General features: G+C 46.8%; 1 protein-coding gene. It reads right to left on the minus strand.

What is annotated here, in order from left to right; genetic code table 11:
- Positions 1 to 379: transposase family protein (locus ACM2FC_RS23630; RefSeq protein WP_498483475.1), on the minus strand; the 379-nt coding region annotated here is incomplete at its 3' end.
- Between the last annotated feature and the right edge of the window lie 48 nt (positions 380 to 427).

Consider the following 427-nt stretch of genomic DNA (forward strand, 5'->3'; position numbering starts at 1 on the left):
TTTTGCTCTGATAAATGACCGCTTTGCATGGGAATTTCTGTTTTTTCCCGTAGTAAACCTTCCCTAGCTTTTTCGCTCTCGAACTGGCTTTTTCAAACCAAGCTTTACTGCGAGACCACTGCTTCCCATCTCGGGATAAATACACAAGCCCTCGTATTCTTCCTACCCAAAACCAGCCTTTCTGTTCAATGGCCTTGAACCAAGGCGCTCGGAAAATCGCATCCGATAAAAGGATGGGCCGACAATCGGAAGGCAAACAAAGGGCGAGATTGTCCAATAAGTCTTGATGAGCCTGCTCGGAGTTGAGTTCAGACTCTGGATACACTTTTTCATACAGTGTCAGGGTTCGACCACCCATGGGGATACTAGCTCTAAGCACTTGGAAGATCTCCTGTCCATTGACTGGTGACCAATCAACGATGACGAT

This window comes from Vibrio sp. A37 (assembly GCF_059777565.1).